This window comes from Mycolicibacter senuensis (genome assembly GCF_003284925.1).
GTDB classification, from domain to species: Bacteria; Actinomycetota; Actinomycetes; order Mycobacteriales; family Mycobacteriaceae; genus Mycobacterium; species Mycobacterium algericum_A.
In genome coordinates, this window is sequence record NZ_QMEX01000261.1 from 1 (window position 1) to 2524 (window position 2524).

The window sequence follows — 2524 nt, forward strand, 5'->3', positions numbered from 1 at the left end:
GCCCGTGCGTTGTTGGTCGGGCCGTTGATGTCGCCGCCGCCGTAGACGAAGGGCACGCCGCGTTGCGACAGCGCGCGCTGGACCACGCGGTCGATGAGCTGGTTGTGGCCGGTCTGGGAGAGCGGGTCGGCCCCTGCCGGGCCGGCGGCGCTCAACGTCGGGGCCATTGCCGCTGCCAGTGCGATCGCGGTGGCGCAGATGCGTTTCATCGGTCATCTCCTTTCGCGCCGGTAATCACGGCAGCATCATTGGTCACTCCTGCCACAGAGCGTACCGGCGCTTATGCGGGGTTCCTCGCCGCTGCGGAGAAATTGGGCAACCTGTGACCGAACGGTTACGCCGACCGCCGCCCGCATTACTGTCGTCAGTCATGTCCGCGTTGAGTCCCGAGCAGATCAGCGCGATCGACGCCGCACACCTGTGGCACCCCTACAGCACGATCGGGGCCGAAACGCCGGCCCCGACGGTGGCGGTGGCGGCCCGGGGTGCCTACCTGACGCTGATCGTCGATGACGCCCCGGTCGACGTGCTCGACGCCATGAGCTCCTGGTGGACCGCGATCCACGGGCACGGCCATCCGACGCTGGACGCCGCGCTGACCGCGCAGCTGGGCACCATGAACCACGTCATGTTCGGCGGGCTCACCCACGAGCCGGCCGCCCGGCTGGCACAGCTGCTGGTGGACATCACCCCGGCCGGGCTGGACACGGTGTTCTTCTCCGACTCGGGTTCGGTGTCGGTCGAGGTGGCGGTGAAGATGGCGCTGCAGTACTGGCGCGCGCGCGGCCGCCCCGGCAAGCACCGGCTGATGACCTGGCGCGGCGGCTACCACGGCGACACGTTCACCCCGATGAGCATCTGCGACCCCGACGGCGGCATGCACACGTTGTGGACCGGCGAACATTCGGTGCTGGCCCGGCAGCTGTTCGCCCCACAGGTGCCCCGCGATTACGACCCGGCCTACGCCGCCGCGTTCGAGGCGCAACTGGAGCGTCACCGCGACGAACTGGCGGCCGTGGTGGTCGAACCGGTGGTCCAGGGCGCCGGTGGGATGCGCTTCCATGACCCGCGTTACCTGTCGGATCTGCGCGAGGCCTGCAGCCGCCACGGCGTGCTGCTGATCTTCGACGAGATCGCCACCGGTTTTGGCCGCACCGGTGAGCTGTTCGCCGCCGAGCATGCCGGTGTCAGCCCGGACATCATGTGCGTCGGCAAGGCGCTGACCGGCGGCTACCTCAGCCTGGCCGCCACGTTGTGCAGCACCGAGATCGCGCATGCCATCAGCGGCGGGGAGGCCGGCGCCCTGATGCACGGCCCGACCTTCATGGCCAACCCGCTGGCCTGCGCGGTGTCGGTCGCGAGCACCGAGCTGCTGCTGGGCCAGGACTGGCGTGCCCGCGTCGGCGAAATCGGCTCCGGGCTGACCGCCGCGCTGGCGCCGGCCCGCGATCTGCCCGGTGTCGCCGATGTGCGGGTGTGCGGCGCGATCGGGGTCATCGAATGCCGGGAACCGGTGGACCTGGCGGTGGCCACGCCGGCCGCGTTGGCCCACGGGGTCTGGCTGCGCCCGTTCCGCAACCTGGTGTACACGATGCCGCCGTATGTCTGCACGCCTGAGGAGATCGCCCGGATCGGTGCCGCGATGCTCGGCGTGGTCCGTGCCTTAACCTGAACGGTGTTCAACTGTCGTCGAGGGAGTGCACGGTGACCCGCACGGATCTGTCTCCGCTGGCCTGGCTGGCCGAAGTGGAGCAGCAGCGTCGTCAGGACGGGCTGCGGCGCTCGCTGCGGGTGCGGCCCGCCGTCGCCACCGAGCTGGACCTGGCCTCCAACGACTACCTCGGGCTCTCGGCGCACCCGGCCGTCATCGCCGGCGGGGTCGAGGCACTGCAGACCTGGGGCGGCGGGGCCGGGGGGTCCCGGCTGGTCACCGGCAACACCGAACTGCACGCCCGGTTCGAGCAGGACTTAGCCGACTTCGTCGGTGCGCCGGCGGGCCTGGTGTTCTCCTCGGGCTACACCGCCAATATCGGCGCCGTCGTGAGCCTGTCGGGGCCGGGCTCGCTGCTGGTCTCCGACGCCTACTGCCACGCGTCGCTGGTGGACGCCTGCCGGTTGTCGAAGGCACGGGTGGTCATCACCGGTCACCGTGACGTCGACGCGGTGGCCGCGGCCCTGGCAGACCGTGCCGAGGAGCGCGCCGTGGTCATCACGGAGTCGGTGTTCAGCGCCGACGGGGCGCTGGCCCCGCTGCGCGAGCTGCACGAGGTATGCCGCCGGCACGGCGCGCTGCTGATCGTCGACGAGGCACACGCGGTCGGTGTGCGCGGTGACGGCGGCCGTGGTCTGGTACACGAGGTCGGGTTGGCCGGGGCGCCCGACGTGGTGATGACGACGACGCTGTCCAAGGCACTGGGCAGTCAAGGCGGGGCGGTGCTGGGACCGGTCGCGGTGCGCGATCATCTCATCGACGCCGCCCGGACCTTCATCTTCGACACCGGCCTGGCGCCAGCGGCGCTCGGCG

Annotated in this window: 2 protein-coding genes and 1 pseudogene; 2 read left to right on the forward strand and 1 reads right to left on the reverse strand. The window is 71.0% G+C overall.

Features of this window, described 5'->3' with window-relative positions; genetic code table 11:
* Nucleotides 1-209: pseudogene (locus tag DQP56_RS23830) on the reverse strand (NlpC/P60 family peptidoglycan-binding protein RipD); the annotation flags it as partial.
* Between the two features lie 161 nt (nt 210-370).
* Between DQP56_RS23830 and bioA the strand changes: the two are divergent.
* Together bioA and DQP56_RS23840 are read left to right on the forward strand one after the other, a co-directional pair.
* A complete protein-coding gene (bioA, locus tag DQP56_RS23835; RefSeq protein WP_205868968.1) occupies nt 371-1672 on the forward strand; it encodes an adenosylmethionine--8-amino-7-oxononanoate transaminase in 1302 nt (433 codons plus the stop codon).
* 32 nt (nt 1673-1704) lie between these two features.
* The coding region (locus DQP56_RS23840; protein WP_112689532.1) for an aminotransferase class I/II-fold pyridoxal phosphate-dependent enzyme at nt 1705-2524 on the forward strand (820 nt) is incomplete at its 3' end.

Coding starts and splice junctions, on each gene's coding strand:
- bioA (WP_205868968.1), top strand. CDS start 371: ATGTCCGCGTTGAGTCCCGAGCAGATCAGCGCGATCGACGCCGCACAC.